This is a genomic window from Marinobacter salinus, assembly GCF_001854125.1.
Lineage (GTDB): Bacteria > Pseudomonadota > Gammaproteobacteria > Pseudomonadales > Oleiphilaceae > Marinobacter > Marinobacter salinus.
Genome location: NZ_CP017715.1, coordinates 3,921,311 through 3,935,534, shown reverse-complemented (window position 1 = coordinate 3,935,534; position 14,224 = coordinate 3,921,311). Strand labels below are relative to the sequence as shown.

Genomic DNA, 14,224 nt, shown 5'->3' with positions numbered 1-14,224 from the left:
ATCACCCGGAAACAAACGTCATTATTCGCTGATATCAAGCAGAAGCAGGCTGTTTGGAATGGACAGCAATCACATCCCTCGCCAAGCTTGGATCAAATACCGTATCAAAGCACCAGGAGCCAAAGCCCCCTTGCTCGTTCACGGCTTTAACCCAGACATCCATCGCTGCCCGCTTGGCTCGATTCTGCTCTGAATCCTGCCCTTTAACTTCCAATACCAGTGTCAGGCCATTCTTTAGCCGAATTAGATAATCCGGTATGAAGTTCCGGGAAGAGCCATTCCACAGGTACCGGACCTTGAAGCCCAAATGATCGTTCTTCGCCCATGAATGGACTGATTCGTCCTTTTCACAGACATCCGCTACAAGTTTTTCCCAGGTGCTGTCATAAACAACATGGCTGATCTGTGAACGCTCTGTCTGCCTGCACGGCTTGGTGGTTAGCCAAGGCCGCATCTGAGAGGTCGCGCCAATTGGCTGATGCTCATCGAACAAAGCTTCCAGACGTTCAACGTTCTGTTTGCTTACAAACCGATTCACATGGGTGACTACGTTATCCATATTCAGCGCGAACAAAAGTCGGCGGCGAACCGGGTCCTGGTGCCACAGGCTTGGGATATCTAACTTCTCGGACTCCAGGAACTGCTCAACGATACGGATTAGCTGAACGGCCAGATACTGTTTATCCCCCTCAAATCCAGCGCTGCTACTGATGAAAAGCTTTTTGGCTGCACGAAAGATCAGGTGCTGCAACCTGAAGTCCTCTACAGCCTTCTCCAGATCGATCTGAGAGGCCTGTGCAAGATTAGGAATACCGGTCAGGGCAGGTGCAATTTCCGCATTCAGCGGCGTTTGGGCCGGGTCCAGAGTCAGTGGCTCAACCGCCTCCCAATCCATTCTCAACTCTGGTTTGAGAACAGTCTGAACCCGGTCAATATTGGGCCAACGGATTTCAAAGTGGTTTCTGCCAGGCTCAACTTCTACCCGTACGCTGGGTTTTGGAGGAGGCGGTGTCTCGCCACCCTCGCCCACTTCCTGGAAAATCGATAGCGGCACACCAAATACATTGACGTATTCTGGAATGAACTTGCCGTTCTCATCCATATCGTGCGCTACCCGCCGTAACCCTCGGCCAATAACCTGTTCACATAGAAGTTGGCTGCTAAACGCTCTCAAGCCCATGATGTGAGTTACATTGGCCGCGTCCCATCCCTCGGACAGCATGGCTACCGAAATCACGTTCTCAAGATTCTGACCGGGCTTTCCTCGTTTGCCGACTGTATCGACCAGAGCCCGGAGCTGCTCCTCTTGCTTCAATGAAAGAAGCTCTTCCTTCTTATCGGCCGGGAGCATGGATGCATTGATTATCTCCTCCATTCTCACCGCATAATCTTTATCCTTCGTGATGCTTTCCCCTCGCTCGGCTTTTTCCAGAACCCTCGAATCAACACGCAAGGTAGCCAGCGGATTCTGGGTTCCGGAAATCAGGCAGTCGCCGCTGTTGAAGAAATGCTCAATACGGGACGCGGTTTCGGTTCGGTTGCAAACGGTAAGCAGCACGGGTGGAATCGTGTGACCTTCTGCCTCCCAGCTTTTTGCCGTCTCTTGCCAATCATAGGCAAGGATCGCATAGGCCTTCTGAACCAGATCCGGCAAGGGGTCGGTAGGCTGAGCTTTGCGGGCAAGATCCTGCTTTACGGACTCGTCCCGATACAGATGGTACAGCTTGCTGGCATATGTCTTCGCATCCGGTAGCGCGTCATCCCGAACGACAATTCGAGGTGTCTTGACCAATCCCGCTTCAATGGCGTCATTGAGGCCAAAATCCGAGATGATCCACTCAAACAGCCCTTTCTCCGTGTTTTTCTTGCCCGTAGGTGAGAAAGGAGTCGCGGTTACGTCAAAGCATCGGCGAATTCGACGGGTCTTGTGAATGCGATCCAGCCCCTCAATCCAACGGGTCGCCTCCTCCAGATCGATCCCCATTTCCTCAGCCTCTTTCTTGCTGACTTTTACCTCAGCCTTTTGGCGGTAGGCGTGGTGGGCTTCATCGTTAATAACCAAGATGTCTTTGTAAGAAGCCAGCTTGCCAAGCACTCTTCGGGAAAACGCCTCGTCGCTCTCTTTACCCTTTTTCACGACGGAGCGTGTCTGCTCTTTGAGGGGCATCAGGCTGTGCCAGTTTTCGATGACCAGAACCACCTGGTTCAGCTTTTGGCGCATTGCCTCGTTCGGGCACAACACGAACTCATCGTAAACATTACTTTCGTTGCCAGGGTTGAGAACCTGTAGCCGGCTTTTTACCGTAAGACCTGGCGCCACCACAAAAACGGCCTTTGAGTAACGTTTATCTTTCGGGTAGGTGACGGCATTGAGGGTCTGCCATGTAATGATCAAGGCCATCAGCGAGGTTTTGCCGGAGCCTGTCGCCATTTTGTTACAAATGCGCTCCCAGGGACCGCCATCGCCTTGCAGAAAGATTCCTTGACGGTAATCCTCTGGAGCTTCCAGCCACCAGATCAGAGATTCAATCGCTTCAAGTTGGCAAAAATAGAACGGAAAAGGCCTCGGACCACCATTCCAGCGCTTTGAGTCAGAGTCCCACTCACCCCTTGAGTACCAGTGGCTAAGCAGTTCACGGGAAACACTCGTCACCCCTGGCCAGCCAGCCTCCCGCCACGCATCGACACGCTGACGGATTCGGTTAACCGTTTCCAGCTCCTCAACTCGACGCGTATTATTCCGGGAATCATAGAGCTCATAGGCGGCAGGTCTACGGCCACTCACTACACCGGCAACACGGCCATTATCATCCTGTGACCAGAACTGATCTGGCTTGTCATAAGGCGAATTGATCACCAGGGAATTCGGTTTATCAGCCATGCTCCCCTCCTCAATTCAGCCTGATGACTTTCAGTGACTCAATACCCCGATCGTCGACGATCTTAACCGCTATGCAGCGATTGTCGCCTGGCTCGAAAGGAATTGACTTAGTACCGTGAAACTGGTCCAGCAGATCTTCATTGAGCTCAGCACGGATGTCTTTCTTCAGCTTGTACCAGCCATCTTTTTTGCCTGCCATTGGGAAGAATATCTGGCGTGCAAAAAGTGAACGATTGTCATAGTCAGTGTCGAGCTGCCACATCGCTATGTTTTTCTTACCACCAGATTTAAGCTCCCCGGTTTTGGTATCGAAATAGTCAAAACCATGGACCTCAACTTGAAGCTTACCGCCCTTATGGTCATGTACCTCGATGTCTGGCTGCCCCATGAGCCAAAAGGACTGGTTGCTTGCCCGACCTTTCTTGAGATCTTCCGTAAGCAAGTCCGTGTTCATATGAACTTTCAGCGCCGGAATACCTCTGATGTTGTCTATATCTTTCGCTGCTTCAGGATCAAAGTTGAAAGCACAGAAAACCAGCATCTTGGGGAGCGGAAACAGATCTCCCGCCTCACGCATCGCTATCTCAACTTGCCGCTGTTCCAACGCGACGTGTTCAGGCCCAAAGCTAACCGCTACACGATCTCCGGTGTCTGCAATAGTACCGACAGCATGAATGTAATGAGCACCTGGAAGTGTTTCGAGGTCCTGCATTTTAATTTGCTGGCCACCCTTTCCACGGATGCCTGCTTTGAGTAGTTCTTCTCTCCATTGCGCCTGAATTGAAGTGACACCAGATCTTGCTAAAGTAACATCTCCCTCTGCGGTCTGGTCTGTTTCGTCTAGGCCCAACACCGTCGCAAATGGAACCGCTTCGACCGTAAACGGTCCTGTAATCCTCAGCTTGTCCTTGCTTATTTGTGGCTGATCATAAAGCACCTCTTGTTCTGAGTGAGAAGCAATACTCTCGTCTATGCGCGCTTGCATAGATGATTTAGCCGTATGGAAGCTACGGAAGGACGATTCTGTTGCCTTAGGCCAATCGTCGGGTAACGAAAAAGGCACTTCCCATTCAAGCAGTTCATTCGATTTGGCTAGATCACCATTAGGTAACTCATACTCATCAACTGCAGATTTTGAAAACACTAAATTTTTTCCGGATCTAACCCCACCCGCAACCCGGAATGAGACGTTACTGCCCTTCAGAGCAGCGTTTATTCCGTTCAGATGCCTCTCAACAGAGGGGTGCATCGAATTGTAGGCATCGTCAATCTCGGGATTATTTGCGATTGCCTTTAATCCGATATGCGCAGCAATTTTATAAACGAATCCGCCCTTCAATCCCTCCTGCGGATATTTCAGCTCATAGTAATCAAAACTTGCTGTCATCAATCGTTGCTTTGCAAGAGTGATTGCAACGCGAGAAGTATCACAAGTAATCCAACGTCTTCCCCATTTCTCAGCCACAAATGCAGATGTACCTGAACCACATGTTGGATCTAAAATTAAATCGCCTGGGTTGGTAACCATCAACAAGCATCTTTCTATTACTTTAGCGGACGTCTCAACAACGTAGCTTTTATCGGCTGCGAACCCAGCAACGCCTGTGTCACTCCACAAATTGTTGATCGGATATACAGGGAAGTCGCTTAAAAACCTGACATATCTCAGCGTATTCCCAATCAACGCAACACGGTTTGCTTTGATAAGGCGAGGCATCCCTTCTTGTCCGGTTTTCCAGTATCCGGTTCGAGGAGTACTGACAATTCCGCTTAATTCAACAGGGAAATTTCCCGGTGGGCGCTGACTGGTGAGGTTATCAAATGTTAGCCATTTACCTTTATTTGCATTCTTTTTCGCATTTTCACCTCGAACTCTCTCTCCTGATGGTAACTGCACACTGGTATAGCCCGTAGCGCCTTTACCTCCAATTTCTTTATCAAAATACAACTGGTTGTACTTCATTTTGGGCAGGTCTTTCGCATACCAAACGATGTAATCAGAAACAGCCGCTAATCTATCGGAGGTCGCACTACTCGTTTTCGTGAATGTAATTACAGAGACAAAATTTTCCGGCCCCATAACTTCATCCAGAAGCTCCCTCACATGATGCAAGTTCTCATCCGAAATCTGCACGAACACACTTCCGGAGCTGGCGAGCAATTCCCTAGACAAAAGCAGTCGATCTCGAAGGTAGGTAAGATAGGAGTGAATACCCAACTCCCAAGTGTCCCTGAATGCTTTGATCATTTCGGGCTCTTGAGTAAGATCTTGATCATCTCGATCTTTAACTTCCCTTTTGTTTACGAACGGCTGAAAGTTAGATCCATATTTGATGCCATACGGAGGATCGATATAAATCATTTGTACCTGTTCAGCCATTCCTTCCTTTTGAAGAAGGGAATTCATAACCAACAGTGAGTCGCCGGCGATCATGCGGTTAGCCCAATCACGCTCGTGCTTGTAAAAATCGATGGCATCCCTGAGCGGTAGATTTTCAAATGGTGCATGGAAAAGATCGGACTGGAGTGCTGGCGAGGCCTTCCCCTTTGCGTCTTTAATTTTTTTCTGGACTGCAGCCAAAATAGTCGCTGGATCAATTCGCTCGTGAACATGGAGCGAGACGGTATCTACCTCAAAACTGGTCCGCTCCGCCTTGCCGCTCCAGTTCAGATACGGAGCTTGCATCCGTTTGAGTTCAGCAAGATCATCCCGCTCGCGCTCCAGAAATTCCTTGTCAGCCACCCTCTTTCTCAGATTGGATACAACCTCCCGAACGGCCTGCTCGTTGTCCGCCGCCAAAGCATGGTCCAACCAAGTCAGCAAATCATCTTTGGCCTGTTTTGCTTCCACCTCTCTGGCTTGCAGGGCATCTTCAATTAGGTCTTCAACGCGGGATCTAGTTGGATCGAACTGCAATTCAGGAGAGAGGTGAGGATCGTATTGCCAGGTTGTTTTCTGCTCGACGCCGTCTGAGTGAGTATCGACCATCCCCACGTGAGGATTATTCTTCCGCTTTTCGTCGTACCGGTAAGACAGCACCTGGTTGTGCTCGCCTCTTTTTTTACCGGGTTGACGATTAGTTTGAGGCCGAGCGGGTTTCTGTTTCTCGCCAAAGGTCAGATCTTCCTGGGACGGAGCTACCTGCGCCTGCAACTCAAATCCAGCCGGAGCTGACTGCTCAGCGGCACTTGCCTGGTTAAGATACGTTGCACCTCCACGACCACGCCCCTTGCCGATGCCCCCCTCCGTCAACAGGCTCTGTCTGGCTGCGTCAAATTCCTCATCAGAGATTACCAACTGATGCTGAGTGCGTAACTGCTCTTTGAGGCTGAGATTTCCGACAGTAGAGCCATCTTTTGGTAACAAAGACAGCAGCAGGGATTTGATCTGCTCGATGTTGGTGCTCATGGGATGCTCGCTACGAATTTAGTGGTTCCGTCCTGCCTCTAGCCCTCGCGGAAAGGCACAGGCTTGGCAAGCAGCTACTGACGGAGAATGCCGCCATGCTGCCAACCGGTTTTAGACCGAGTAGTGCGGGTAAAAGTAGCAGAAAGAGCCCTCCGTATCAGGTGTTTAACCCATTTACTCAGAGAGGAGCTATTTTAAAAGCTATTCCCCCGACCAAACTGAGGGCGTAACAGGCAAATTTGCACGGTTGAAATAGAACGTTAAGTGAACAATCAGAAGAATCCTAACTCAGCTAAAACCTTTCTTTGTTCACCGTAGTAACTTACACAGTCCTGACATCGGGATGCTTGCGCTTCCCATCAGTAAAGGTCTAGACTAATTCGACTATGTTATCGCTATGTCAGGTTAAGCCATGTCTACGTCAGAAAAAATAACCCGTCGATTGCGGCACATGAGGCGGGGCGTCCCGTTTTCCATTAGTCAGTTCCATGAGCTGGGCTCGAGTGCGTCTGTGCAAAAAACACTAAGCAGGCTCGCTCAAGAAGGCGTCGTCGAGCGCGTAGCCAAAGGTATGTATGTTCGCCCAAAGCCCCTGGCTAGCATGCCATCCATCAAAATCACGGCTAGCGCAGAACAGGTCGCTAAAAAATGGGCACAAGAACATGGTTACACGCTGGTAAGGCAAGGTGTTGAGTCCGCTTATCGACTCGGCCTGCAAACACAGGCCCCCGTCAAAACGGTGTTTTGGAGTAACGGTGCCAGCAGAACGTTTTCGATAGGCAATGAAGTTGTAGAGGTGCGGCATGTCGCCGAGTCAAAGCTACGATGGAAATCACGCCCGGAAGGTGAGTTACTGCGAAGCTTGACCGTCACTCCGGCCAACTCCGTTAAACTCAGCGGACTGAAAAAGGCCATTTCCAGGCTGAAACTTTCCGAGTCAGAAAGCCGAACAGCGATCAGGAAGCTTAAATCGACGCATTTGCCTGAAGGGTGGCATGCCAAATTAGAGCAGTTCGAAAAGGAAATGATGGCTTGACAGACATTTTCGATCTTTATCGCGATCCAAAAAAGCATGACGAGCTGAAGGCCATCCTGAACCTTGGCGCCCAAAAGCATCCCGCTGGACTGGCCCAGAATTTCCTTGAGAAGGATATCTGGGTAGCGGAGGTCCTTCGCCTGCTCTACAACGAGAACCTGCTTGGCGCCCACTCGACCGCCTTCAAGGGCGGCACCGCCCTGAGCAAGTGCTGGAAGGCCATTGAACGCTTCTCGGAGGACATTGATCTCTCCATTCACTGGAGTGATCTCGCCGGTGAACACGACGAAATTGAAGCCTGGGAGCGATCCACCCGAAGCACCAATCAAAGGGATAAATTTCGTAAGCGGCAGACAAAACTGCTAACCGAATGGTCTGCGAACCTAGTTGATCGTCTCAACGAAAGACTGGCTGAGTACGAGATTGAAGGGCTACGGGCGGAGCTGGAGCCTGACTCGAAAGGGGAAAAGATCAACGTTCACTTTCCGAGACTGAGCAGCTATGACAGCAACTACCAACTCGACTACATCCTGCTGGAATTCGGTGGTCGAAACCGGGGCCGACCAACGGTAAACCATAAGGTCGAATGTTATCTGGCAGAACTGGAAGAACTTCAAGCCATCGCATTTCCTGAAGCAACGGTTGCCGCATATCACCCAGGCTATGTTCTTTGGGAAAAGCTTACCGCACTGCACCAATTTTCGACTCAGGAGAAAGACCCGGACCCTCATCGACTGGCGCGGCACTGGTACGACGTGGACCGCCTCCTGAAGCAAGATGATTTCATTAGCCCCCTTGAGTCCATGGACGCAATGGCCGATGTGGTGGCTATGAAGAGTCAGCGATGGGCGCAAAAGGGCGTGAGTTTTGAGGCGGTGCTAGAGGGTAAACTGGTTCTCGTACCGGAAGATGACCGACTTGACCAGATTGCAGCTGATCACACGGCAGCGATTGAAGGTAGGATGTTTTTTGGCGTCCCGGACGACTTCGAGATCATCATCTCTAGGCTTCGGGCAGCTGAGGATAAGATAAATGCCGGGATTACCCTTGACAACCCACACGAATAAAGCCGAGCCAAATTACGAATGTAGATTGCCGTGCCGAACCCTGAGCCGACCGCAAACGTTGCGTTTAAATCAACAGCTCCTGGAAATCCACTGAGAACTCCTCTTCCAAACAGGCGACGGTTAGAGGTTGCGCATCCAATGAAGCCCGAACCAGCTGCGACGTGAAGAGTCCGCTTCGCGCCTTCCAGTAGGCTTCAGGCCGTTTTCTTATAGAAATCCAATCAACCAGACACGCATATTCCGACTTGTCCGGATCATCACTGTTTTCAGCAATCTGGGGACACTTCAACTCCTGCTGCAGGAGGGGCCTGCCGTCAACGTAGACCTCTCGAACTGGCTTTGCCTTCTCTGTTATCCGGCCGATTCCCACAAAACCATGCCTCTTCAGATAAGCAGCGAAAATGTCTCCCTTTTCGAAACCCAGCATTGCGTCACGAAACCGAGAAGCCTGCCCTCCGGAAATGAAGCCAAATCTCAAATAGTCATCCCAATTCCGATGAGTTCCCTCGCCGACATTGTAGTAATAGAGCCCGTTTTGGAAATCAAACCCAGACAGCTTTTTGTGCAAGGCATCGTGTGGCCGGAAGTTACTCGCATAGTGGCCTGACGAGATATTGGTGAGATGCTTCCCCAATTTCCAGAGCAGCGTTTTCTCGACCAGCAGCGCATCGTGCTCAGACAAATTCCGGGCGATAACCCGAATGATCGGATCTAGCCCTTCCTTCCTGATAGCGTTTATTCGCCTGGACTTCTCTGTATCGGAGGTCTCGCCCAGGTGTGCGTCTTTTCGGGAACCTTTACCTTTGCCGTAGTAGAACCCTTCAAAATTCCGAGGATCGATGTAGACGTAAACGTAGTAATCGTTCATAAACTAAAAAGTCCAGCGATTTCATCTTGAGTTTTGCGTTTCCACCTGACCTGCATCTTCGCTGGAATTCCAAGTCCCGATTGTCGAAGAGCACCTGAAATAGGACACGATTGGAGGGATTCACACAGGTATTGCACCGAAGCTTATTTACAAGGAAACGCCTCTCTAAAGGCCTGAACTGCAAGCTCAACTTCGTGTTGATCCAGTTTTTGAGGGTTGTCTTTCAAGTATTTCAAAACAATCCTTGCAGCTTCGCCATTAGTTACACCTTGCTCAGGAGTACAAAATAAAGCGCCATCGCGAAACAAAACCTCATAAATCTTATTCAGGTTAGTCAGCCCCTGCATCATTCCCGTACAGGTACCGAGCGAGAGTCCGTACTCAAAATTCAATGTCGCGTCCTCGCTGGGCACCTCCAGCACACTGCAATCGTTGAGTAAGTCGTTGCCATCAGCGAACGCAGCACCACTAAAAACAATTGAGAACCAAGCGGTCAACACTACGGATAAAATTTTCATTATTTCCCTTATATTTTCATCCTAAGACACTTCAAACCCAGCTTTTCTCGGAACAAAAGAGCCTAGTCGGTCCTGACGAATTTACGTTTTACCCAGGTATATTCTTTAAAAAGGCCCTGTGATCCGACTGGTAACTCGATGGTGTCCTGTTCAAGATACGCCTTTTGTTGACCCGAAAATGAACCGATCAACTCCCAATTCTCTGCGCGAGCGGCATTACTAGAAGACTGAGGCGCATGATACTTAACAACTTTCACAGCCATGTCGAGTAAGCCATTTCCAACAGCAACAACGATTTCAGGCACATCGTCGCTGTCGAAATCATGTTCCGCGATTTGGACGTAGTAGCCCTGATTAAGGTCGCCCCACTTGTTGAAGCCCTCGAAACTGTCACTGAACTCCAGTGGCAAATTAACGGCAGCCCCAGGGAACTTGGCTAGGAACCTTGTTCCATTTGGGGTGTTCCGCCCAACCCTTAGGAACTCTGGCCTGACATCTGTCTGGTAGTTGAGTTGGAGAGTAGTGTCATCGAAAGACGTTTTCCCCCAGGTCTTCGAGTTCGATAACGGTCGCACTGTCCCGCCTGCATCAACAAGACGGAGGAGGTTGCCTTCTTGTGCAGAAGCAAGGTCTGTAGACCCAGAGGAGAAAGCGGCTTGATTTTCTTCATGCTGTGAACCTAACAGGTACCCTCCGCCCCCAACCGCTAAGGCGGAAACCATCATGACTATCTCTTTCTTCATCGTCTTTCCTTATTGCGAATACAGCTTGGCACAGACCTAGAAAAACCTACAGAAGCCCAAACAGTGACATCTTTTGAAGCCAGCCATTGCAGCATTTAATCTCCAGACGGGAAGGCGGCCGCACCAAATTAAGATAGCCAATGCGGTGTAGATTACGGCTATTGGGGTTTCGACTTAAGTCATTGAATAAACAACGATGGCAAGGGCAATATTAACGAATAGGGTGACCACGCTAAGAAGGTAGTTCAAACCTGGAATTTGAAGAAATCCGGAGAGCACTGCCCCTCCAATCGAAGCAAGCACGAAGAAGAGTCCGTCGAGAAATCCGTTCCCATAATCAGAGCCAATAAAATACGCAGCGGGCAAAATACAAAACCATCCGCCAAAAGCACCAAGTGACGACAACATACTCATCGCAGGATTCGCATAATCTGCGCCAACGAATCTCTTTGCCTGTTTTTCAACCAGAGCATTCGTTCCGACGAAATACCCCATCACTACTGCGATTAAGTACAGCAAACATTATCTCCTGTTCAATTGTTTTTTGATTTAGAGGCAATTGCCAGCAGCTGCGGCTTTAGGCGCGTACCGGCAAAAGGCATTCGAAAGACGCTCTTTGTTAACGACTACTGGGCTGGGCAGGTATTGGTGCAAACAACGTATGACTCCCTGCATGCTCGCAATGTTTCGGTTTTGAAGCCAACCTGGTTGCCCTGAGAAACGCACGTCGAATAACTCATTGCGCACTCCCTGATACAGCTTGGCTCCTTGCCGCTCACATCTACATCTTTGATGCTGTATGCGCACCCGTAAAGGGTAAAGATCAGTCCCACCATAACAGCCACTTTCAACATAGATAACACCACTTCGTTCAAAATTTAGCGCAGCTCTATAAAGCCACGGAGCAGCCGTTAAGGCTTGCCGGGTAACTGGTAACTGACCTTGGAACCATTCGTAATGACGATTTTCTGGCGAACGAGCTCATCCATAATCTTCGCCAACTCCTCTTCTTCGAGCCTCTTCATGAATAGGGAGTTCACTGAATTAGACAGCATTTTCACGGCCCTTGGCTTGGCCGATCCACGGGCTTTAAGAAATTCAACGATGGCATCAATACGCTCTGCCATAGATTTTGAGTTTGCGATCTTGAGAAGTGGGATTTCGGAGATATCCTTTTCTCGCTAAGCGTAGATTTTCCTGGTTTTCAGGTGCTTGATCAGCGGATCAAAGCCGGTGTCCTTTGAAATGACATGGAAGTAGCAATCGGGATCTTTTGCTGCGATGTTCCCAATGTAGAACGCGATATGGAAGTCCAGAGCATTCGGCCCATTGCCCTCAATTTTTACATATTCGGCATCAGGGCCTAGAGATTGCATTGCACAAGCGAGATCAAACGAAATCTTCACTTGCTTAGAGCCCACGAAAACAAGGACTTTAAAGCCATGACCCTTTAGCAGCTCGAGGTTTTTCGGCTGCACATTTTCGAAGTCGATCAGTACATAGTTAGTTTCCAAGGCTACTTCTCCGCTTCCTTGCTGATAGCTTGAACAGGAGTCAGCCAGAACTCCAACACGTTGCGACTCCCTTCAATTAATCAGCAGGTTAGACCAAACCATAGTTCGTTACCATGTGGTCTGACTAGGACCCTGCCTTTTACCCCAGCAGCATCCCTCCGCAACCAAAAAATAAACATGCAGCAGGCCAGGTGAGTGGCCCATGCAGGACCACTCGTTTAATGTCATCCGGATGCTGACGTCGCAGGTTCGAGGCCCCTTTGCAGCTTTGATACGACAGAGGAACCGTCCACTGGCCCCTTGTCTGCATCTTTAGTCACTGTGTAAAACTCCTCAACCACCTGACTCATCTCATCTTCATCATATTCAAACAGCGCATTGCCGAACCCCTTTGCAGCCGCAGCATCCAACGCAGCCTGATCAACGCCCTCTTCTTTTACCTGCCTGGCCTTTTCCCTCGCCTCTGCCACCGCTTCCTGCAGCGACATCCCCTCCTTGACCACCAGATCCACATAATAAATCGGCGTCCGATGGCTCTGTGTCGTGCTTTTGCCTCGCAGCTTCAATTCCAACGGCATGTACGCCAGCAGACCACCAGAGACGGCCTGGTAGTAGCTCAGCCTGGCTGCAAGGGTCCGGATGCTGTTGTAACCAGTCGTCCGGAAGATAAAGGTGCCAAGATCATCATCGTCACCGACCTTGACGTTCAGGCGGCCGTAGGGCTTGCAAAGACCACCTTTACCGAACTCACAGAGCGTCGGCCCCGGGCATGGCAAAGGCTGCACTCCTGATTGCGTAAGGCGCTTGCAGGTGTCGCCATTGCCTACACACATAGGCCGCCCGCTTTTACGGTCGAACATGGTGTATTCGGCCCGCAGATTCAGATCCGCGTCGTTGAAAAGCATGCGCACCGGGATAGTCCGGAGTTTGCTGTTTGGGGCATCCTTTCTCAGTTCCTCGTCCATGGGGTGAAGCACCCAGCCATCCTTCTCCTGAATCTGGGAGGTGATGGTAAATTGATCGTCTTTCTGCGGTAACCGAATGCCGTTCTTCTCGACGACCCGGCCAATGCTGATACGCCCCAACACGGGAGGCGTGATGGCTAAACCTTTAATCATGATGACTCTCCTGTAAAAAGGACCACAGGGCACTCGTCACGCCCGCGTGGCCAATGGGGTATTCATGCTTGGATGAGGAATCGACGGCTTCCTGGCTTCGTCAGTGGGTATTGCTCAAGTAGTCCAGGCTGATCCTTCAATAACCGTTTTACGTTGAGCCCGACGGAATCCTTGCTGCGCTTCCAGCTGACGCTGCCGCTCGGGAAGGTTGCCTTTGAGGCTTCGCCCATCTGGCTTTCAATACGCTGTTTCAGGTGGGATTCTGTAGAGCTGAGGGCCTCCATTTCCTTGCGGATTGCCAGCAATTCGTCGAAGGCATCGGACAGCTCCTTACTTTGGCTGAAGTCCAGGATCTCCCCTCTATCTATTGGATACAGATGACGCAAGGCACGTTCAGCAGAATCAGTTCCATCGACTGGTGGCGGGGTATCCGTTTCCACGAAATCCCAGAACTGACGCTCCAGCACGTAAAGTGCATCGATGAGCTCCTCGTTCCTTTCAAGGCGGTAGATCTTTAACTCCTGGCCACACAGCAGAACGCACACGTCCGCTGCCTGTTTGCCGGTGACAGCCAACTGGTGCTGCACCTGGCACTGTATGTAGTCCGGCACACCCTCTTTCCAGAGGCGTGACCCGAACTCCCCTGCCGTTTTGCATTCCAGGATTTGCACGTCGTCATCAGCCACCACGGAGTAATCCAGGTTGGCCAACATCCAGTGCTTTTCCGGATCTGGATGCTGCAATACAGCATTCACCCGGCGCACTTTCCGGCCCGTCTGCTGGCTGTACTGCTCGGCCACAATTGGTTCCAGGATATGGCCCCAGTAAACCGGTGAAGTCGGATCGTCCGAATCCGGCTTTGGTAAGCCAGCATCTCTGCCGGTTTTGACCATCCAGAGTTCCAACTGGGATTGGTATGGGTTCATGCTCACGGCTGCAGCCGCATCGCTACTGCCAATGCCCTGCTTACGTACCTTCAACCATTCATCCCGGCTGAGACCCTTGGTGGAGACCAGGCGCAACGCTGGCCGTTGTTTCTGAATTACCTTTTCACTCATGCCCATGGTGTT

General features: G+C 50.5%; 12 protein-coding genes. 2 read left to right on the top strand and 10 right to left on the bottom strand.

The window, feature by feature from the left end; translation table 11 throughout:
• Positions 1-34: 34 nt before the first annotated feature.
• Positions 35-2,881 carry a BPTD_3080 family restriction endonuclease gene (locus tag BKP64_RS18135; protein ID WP_070973172.1) on the bottom strand — a complete coding sequence of 949 codons (2,847 nt, stop codon included), beginning with the start codon at positions 2,879-2,881 and terminating at the stop codon, positions 35-37.
• Positions 2,882-2,891: 10 nt separating this feature from the next.
• The gene (locus tag BKP64_RS18130) at positions 2,892-6,290 is read right to left on the bottom strand and encodes a site-specific DNA-methyltransferase (protein WP_070973170.1); all 3,399 of its coding nucleotides are present in this window, start codon (positions 6,288-6,290) and stop codon (positions 2,892-2,894) included.
• Between the two features lie 412 nt (positions 6,291-6,702).
• Here BKP64_RS18130 and BKP64_RS18125 point away from each other — a divergent pair, with 412 nt between their 5' ends.
• Both BKP64_RS18125 and BKP64_RS18120 read left to right on the top strand, forming a co-directional pair.
• Positions 6,703-7,326: a DUF6088 family protein gene (locus tag BKP64_RS18125; protein ID WP_070973169.1), complete on the top strand. Its 624-nt coding sequence runs from the start codon at positions 6,703-6,705 to the stop codon at positions 7,324-7,326.
• Positions 7,323-8,393 carry a nucleotidyl transferase AbiEii/AbiGii toxin family protein gene (locus tag BKP64_RS18120; RefSeq protein WP_070973166.1) on the top strand — a complete coding sequence of 357 codons (1,071 nt, stop codon included), beginning with the start codon at positions 7,323-7,325 and terminating at the stop codon, positions 8,391-8,393. The genes BKP64_RS18125 and BKP64_RS18120 overlap by 4 nt, the downstream gene beginning before the upstream one ends.
• Before the next feature lie 64 nt (positions 8,394-8,457).
• Here BKP64_RS18120 and BKP64_RS18115 read toward each other — a convergent pair whose 3' ends face one another.
• From BKP64_RS18115 to BKP64_RS18085, 8 genes are all read right to left on the bottom strand, one after another.
• The gene (locus tag BKP64_RS18115; RefSeq protein WP_070973164.1) at positions 8,458-9,261 is read right to left on the bottom strand and encodes a GIY-YIG nuclease family protein; all 804 of its coding nucleotides are present in this window, start codon (positions 9,259-9,261) and stop codon (positions 8,458-8,460) included.
• Positions 9,262-9,404: 143 nt separating this feature from the next.
• Positions 9,405-9,779: a Rap1a/Tai family immunity protein gene (locus BKP64_RS18110; RefSeq protein WP_070973162.1), complete on the bottom strand. Its 375-nt coding sequence runs from the start codon at positions 9,777-9,779 to the stop codon at positions 9,405-9,407.
• A gap of 62 nt (positions 9,780-9,841) precedes the next feature.
• The gene (locus BKP64_RS18105; protein WP_070973160.1) at positions 9,842-10,522 is read right to left on the bottom strand and encodes a hypothetical protein; all 681 of its coding nucleotides are present in this window, start codon (positions 10,520-10,522) and stop codon (positions 9,842-9,844) included.
• Between the two features lie 174 nt (positions 10,523-10,696).
• Positions 10,697-11,041 carry a hypothetical protein gene (locus BKP64_RS18100; RefSeq protein WP_070973158.1) on the bottom strand — a complete coding sequence of 115 codons (345 nt, stop codon included), beginning with the start codon at positions 11,039-11,041 and terminating at the stop codon, positions 10,697-10,699.
• Positions 11,042-11,433: 392 nt separating this feature from the next.
• The gene (locus BKP64_RS19430) at positions 11,434-11,649 is read right to left on the bottom strand and encodes a hypothetical protein (protein WP_198402630.1); all 216 of its coding nucleotides are present in this window, start codon (positions 11,647-11,649) and stop codon (positions 11,434-11,436) included.
• Between the two features lie 54 nt (positions 11,650-11,703).
• On the bottom strand, positions 11,704-12,036 hold the full coding sequence (locus BKP64_RS19425) for a PIN domain-containing protein (RefSeq protein WP_198402629.1): 333 nt from the start codon (positions 12,034-12,036) through the stop codon (positions 11,704-11,706).
• Between the two features lie 224 nt (positions 12,037-12,260).
• Complete coding sequence (locus BKP64_RS18090; RefSeq protein ID WP_070973156.1) at positions 12,261-13,154, bottom strand: recombination directionality factor; 894 nt, start codon at positions 13,152-13,154, stop codon at positions 12,261-12,263.
• A gap of 62 nt (positions 13,155-13,216) precedes the next feature.
• Entirely contained in the window at positions 13,217-14,218 is a 1,002-nt protein-coding gene (locus BKP64_RS18085; protein ID WP_198402628.1) for a YqaJ viral recombinase family nuclease, read from the bottom strand.
• Positions 14,219-14,224 lie beyond the last annotated feature (6 nt).

Coding starts and splice junctions, on each gene's coding strand:
- BKP64_RS18125 (WP_070973169.1), top strand. CDS start 6,703: ATGTCTACGTCAGAAAAAATAACCCGTCGATTGCGGCACATGAGGCGG.
- BKP64_RS18105 (WP_070973160.1), bottom strand. CDS start 10,522: ATGAAGAAAGAGATAGTCATGATGGTTTCCGCCTTAGCGGTTGGGGGC.
- BKP64_RS19430 (WP_198402630.1), bottom strand. CDS start 11,649: ATGGCAGAGCGTATTGATGCCATCGTTGAATTTCTTAAAGCCCGTGGA.
- BKP64_RS18130 (WP_070973170.1), bottom strand. CDS start 6,290: ATGAGCACCAACATCGAGCAGATCAAATCCCTGCTGCTGTCTTTGTTA.
- BKP64_RS18135 (WP_070973172.1), bottom strand. CDS start 2,881: ATGGCTGATAAACCGAATTCCCTGGTGATCAATTCGCCTTATGACAAG.
- BKP64_RS18090 (WP_070973156.1), bottom strand. CDS start 13,154: ATGATTAAAGGTTTAGCCATCACGCCTCCCGTGTTGGGGCGTATCAGC.
- BKP64_RS18115 (WP_070973164.1), bottom strand. CDS start 9,261: ATGAACGATTACTACGTTTACGTCTACATCGATCCTCGGAATTTTGAA.
- BKP64_RS18110 (WP_070973162.1), bottom strand. CDS start 9,779: ATGAAAATTTTATCCGTAGTGTTGACCGCTTGGTTCTCAATTGTTTTT.
- BKP64_RS18085 (WP_198402628.1), bottom strand. CDS start 14,218: ATGGGCATGAGTGAAAAGGTAATTCAGAAACAACGGCCAGCGTTGCGC.